Raw genomic sequence first — 4,144 nt, 5'->3', positions numbered from 1 at the left:
CGGCAACGGCTTCGACGACTACCACCGCATCACCGGCACCGGGTTCGCCGACTACCTCAACAACGGGCGCATGCACTTCGCCGACGTCACCGGCGACGGGAAGGCCGACATCATCACCCAGGAAGCCGACGGCGGGGTGTCGATGGGTGTCAACGTCGGCAACGGCTTCGACAACTACCACCGCATCACCGGCACCGGCTGGGGCGACTACCTCAACACCAAGAACATCCACTTCGTTGGCTGACAAAACCACCGCGCGCATATCGGGGAGCCTGTTCCCCCAAGGACATACGGCGCCGGTCCCTACACTCCACCCGGCTGGCTCGCTGGTTCTCTCCTCAAAATCCGAGCCCCCATCCTCTGAGGAACGATGAGGATGGGGGCTCGGATTGTTCGGTGAGGCATACAAAGTCGACCGGAAGAAGCTCCCGGCAGACCTCGGGCCTGTGCTGAAGAAGTTGCACGAGTACCGGAACGAGACCTGCCACCGCGACCAGCACCGGATTGAAGTGATCCGCCCAGCGGCCCTGATCTACTTCGATGCCGCCTGCACGGTCCTCGCCGACTACGTTCCAGGTTCTCTGATTGACAGTCACCTGACGGGCCCGGAGCTGAGGTTCCGAGTTGCCCAGTCGACCCGAAGCAACTGCGGGCGGAAGTGGGCCTCGACCTGGAGCGCCGACGGCGCGGCAGGTCGCCCGATGGCTCACTCGGCATCCCGACTCACTGGCCGCCGAGGAATCGCTGCAGCTCAAGCGCGTGCTGGCCCGCAGTCCCGAGCTCCGGCACGTGTCCGAGTCGGTCTGCGGGTACTCCGAGGCGGGCTACTTCGAACGGGACGTCCGCACCATCGAGGTCCTGGATCGTGGCGTTGGCCAGTCCCGAACCTGAGTCGATCGAGATCACGTTCGCACCACGGCGGTGGGGTCGTGACGTCAACTCCCTTACGTAGAGGGCGATATGGGACCGGTTCGCCGTGACCGGGTCGATGCGTTCCCGCTCGCACATCAGCAGATACTCGGCCAGTCCGCGACCGTAGGCGTCGATCGTGCGCGGTGCACGTCCGAGATCCGTCCAGACCGACAGCCAGGCCGCTGCCTGCTCGTGCCGGACGGACACCGGCCACTTCTCCGTCAGCACTATCGTGGCGTTCAAGCGATCTCCCAAGTCCGTGGTTACACCAGGGAGACATGATCACCCCGGTAGATTCCGCGTAACTTTCAAGAAGATCAATAGGCAGTTCTATGGCCGAGCCGGATTCGAACTGCTCCGCAAGATGATCCTGCTTCAGTGACCCTCTGCGACGGAGCCCCAAGATCTGTGCCAGAAGCGAGATTCAAGTACGCATGACACTCCAACGTTGTGACGGAAGTACCCGCCGATGCCGCGCACGACCAGCACCGGTACGCCGAGATCGGCCAACCAGGAACTGAACATCCGTCGCAGGGAGTCCTTTTCCGCCGCGACGTACACGGCGACGTCCCGGCCGCGGCTGCGGTCCAGCCGGAACCAGTCGGGCGCCTGCCCGAGGAACGCCGCGTTGTCGGTCCAGGCCGGGGGGACGTGGACCTCGCACAGGGTGTCGACCAGGTCGGGGAAGCGCCCCTCCCGCCGGGCTTGGGCCAGACGGGAGGACAGCCGGCGGTACATCGACGGCGTGTTCGGCACCAGGTGCTCGGAGATCGCCCGGTACCAGAGCTGCCTCAACGTCACGCCGGCGTCGTACTCGGCGACGATCCGTCGGGCCCGGTCGACCACGAGGGGCCAGTGGACGCGTTCCATGCGGTACATGTACCCATCGCCCGAGCGCGGGCCCGTGCGACGCGCGGTACGGAGCCGCCCGCCGGGCCGACTCGATCGAGCCATCATGGCCACCGACACCGCGACGGCGAGGAAACCCCGGCCGGGGGCGCCGCGCACTACCACCCGACCATGCACCCTTCGTGCACTCTCGATGCACCTTCGATGCAAGGGCCGTACCGACGGCCCCTTCGTGTTCCTCGCATCCGTTTGTGTTCGCCCGCATTTTCCGAAGGAGTTGATTCCCCATGGCCGGTGACGAAGTGGCGTGGTCGATACGTGACGCGCTGGCGCGGCGGCTGGAGGAACGCGACCGCCTGATCCTGCGCACCCTGGCCACCCACCGCCTGCTCACCACCCACCAGATCACGGAACTCGCGTTCGACAGCACCGTCACCGCCCGGCACCGCATGCAGATCCTGCGCGGCCTCGAGGCCGTCGACCGGTTCCGCCCCCGCGCCGACCGCGGCTCCCATCCCGGACACTTCCTACTCGCCCCCGCCGGCGCCGCGCTGATGGCCGAGGAAACTGGCGAGGACACCCGACCGGCGATCCGCCGCGCCCGCCGCGACCGCGCCCTGGCCACCATGCCCCCCACCAAGCTCGCCCACCTCCTCGGCGTCAACGGCATCCACACCGCCCTGATCGCACACTCCCGCGCCCACCCCGACACGGAGGTGCTGCGGTGGTCGACCGAACGCGACCTGTTCGTCCTCGGCGAACCCGACGACACCGACCCCTACCCCCGCCCGGACGCGATCGTCACCTGGCACGAGGGCGCCCACCGCGTCACCGCCACGATCGAGTACGACACCGGCACCGAACGCCTCCAACGCCTGACCGACAAACTCGCCCTCTACACCAAACTCTTCTCCCCCCGACAGCGACACCTGCGCACCCTGATCCACGTCCACGACGACCCGATCCTGCTGTTCGCCTTCACCACACCCGGCCGCGAAACCACCGCCCGCACCGCACTCACCCGCGCCCACCCCGACATCTCCGTCGCCACCGGCGTGTGGAAACAGGGCATCTCGCCGGCCGGACCCTTGTGGCTGCCCCTGAACGCACGACCACCCCGGGTGCGCCTGGCACAGCTCGGCGCGGCCGTGCCGAGCGCACCTTCGCCGATCGAGACCGGGGCGACCCGCCTGCCCGGCCGGGCCCGGCCTGATGCGCCGTCGGTGGCGGATGCCTGGTTCGACGACGACGAATCCGACCCCTGGTAGATGTTGTTGTGCGCACTCGGGAACCTGGTCGCGCGGGTGCGACACGGCCGCCGCGACGTCTCGCATCGGGTGGCCGCTGCGATCGTCCGAGGTGCTTGACCTCGTCGACGCGGGTCGGACTCGGTCGTGTGCGGCGTCCGGTTGCCGTCGTGTCCGGGTGGGTTCTAGGGCCTGTTTCAGAAGTGGATCTTGGTTACAGCCATTCGCCGATGGCTGCGATGGTGATGGTGGCTTCGAATCGGACGGCGAGTTTGTCGTACCTGGTTGCGACGGCACGGTTTCGCTTGAGGCGGTTGATGCCGCATTCGACCGCGTGGCGGGCCTTGTAGTCCTCGCGGTCGAACGCGGGCGGCCGGCCGCCCTTGTGGCCGCGTTTGCGGCGGTTGCGGGCCTGGTCGACCTTCTCCGGGATGGTGCAGGCGATGCGGCGCCTTCGCAGGAGCGCGCGGTTGGCTCGGGAGCTGTAGGCCTTGTCGCCGCGCACCCGGTCGGGCCGGGTGCGCGGGCGGCCCGGCCCGATCCGGGGCACCCGGATCCCGTCCAGGACCGCCGCGAACTGCGGCGAGTCGCCCCGCTGTCCGGCCGTGACCAGCACCGACAAGGGTTTCTGGCCCTGTTCGCAGGCCAGGTGGATCTTCGTCGTCAGCCCGCCGCGCGAGCGCCCGAGCGCGTGGTCGTCGGGCTCGACGGCGACACCACCGGGCGGCTCCCTCTGGAGTGCCCCTTTTTACGGGCTCCGGCGGCGTGTTGGTGCGCGCGGCAGATCGTGGAGTCGATGTTGACGTCCCAGGTGATCAGGCCTCGCGCGTCGGCGTCGGCCTGGAGTCGCTCCAGGATGCGTTTCCAGGTGCCGTCGCGCTGCCACCGACGGAACAGGCCGTAGACCGTCTGCCACGGCCCGTACCGCTCCGGCACGTCACGCCAGGGCACCCCGGCCCGCGTCCGCCACCGGATCCCGTCGATCAGCTGCCGTTTCGTCCATATCGGTGGTCGTCCGGACTTGACGCCGACCGGCAACAGCGGTTCCAGGCGCGCCCATTGACCATCCGTCAGATCTCCCCGTCCCACACGATGATCATGGCAGATCAAGATCAACTTCTGAAACAGGCCCTAGC

The 4,144-nt window shown here is 68.0% G+C and carries 4 protein-coding genes and 1 pseudogene; 2 read left to right on the top strand and 3 right to left on the bottom strand.

Annotation, left to right across the window (positions count from 1 at the left end; genetic code table 11):
* Positions 1-244, top strand: a pseudogene (locus tag A3IC_RS53645) (hypothetical protein); the annotation flags it as partial.
* Between the two features lie 479 nt (positions 245-723).
* Here the strand turns inward: A3IC_RS53645 and A3IC_RS0110840 are convergent.
* Positions 724-1,155 carry a hypothetical protein gene (locus tag A3IC_RS0110840; RefSeq protein WP_205354809.1) on the bottom strand — a complete coding sequence of 144 codons (432 nt, stop codon included), beginning with the start codon at positions 1,153-1,155 and terminating at the stop codon, positions 724-726.
* Between the two features lie 132 nt (positions 1,156-1,287).
* A complete protein-coding gene (locus A3IC_RS53640; RefSeq protein ID WP_158695896.1) occupies positions 1,288-1,782 on the bottom strand; it encodes a hypothetical protein in 495 nt (164 codons plus the stop codon).
* Between the two features lie 266 nt (positions 1,783-2,048).
* On the opposite strand from A3IC_RS53640, the gene A3IC_RS62080 reads away from it, so the two are divergent.
* Positions 2,049-3,029, top strand: a complete 981-nt coding sequence (locus A3IC_RS62080) for a replication-relaxation family protein (protein WP_020550074.1) — start codon at positions 2,049-2,051, stop codon at positions 3,027-3,029.
* Positions 3,030-3,222: 193 nt separating this feature from the next.
* Here the strand turns inward: A3IC_RS62080 and A3IC_RS64575 are convergent.
* A protein-coding gene (locus A3IC_RS64575; protein ID WP_425387326.1) for an IS5 family transposase occupies positions 3,223-4,097 on the bottom strand; the annotation gives its coding sequence in 2 pieces (ribosomal slippage) (positions 3,223-3,731 and positions 3,731-4,097; 876 coding nt in all).
* Between the last annotated feature and the right edge of the window lie 47 nt (positions 4,098-4,144).

This window comes from Embleya scabrispora DSM 41855, assembly GCF_000372745.1.
Taxonomy (GTDB): Bacteria; Actinomycetota; Actinomycetes; order Streptomycetales; family Streptomycetaceae; genus Embleya; species Embleya scabrispora.
The sequence above is the reverse complement of the archived record's forward strand: the minus strand, read 5'-3'. Positions and strand labels throughout refer to the sequence as shown.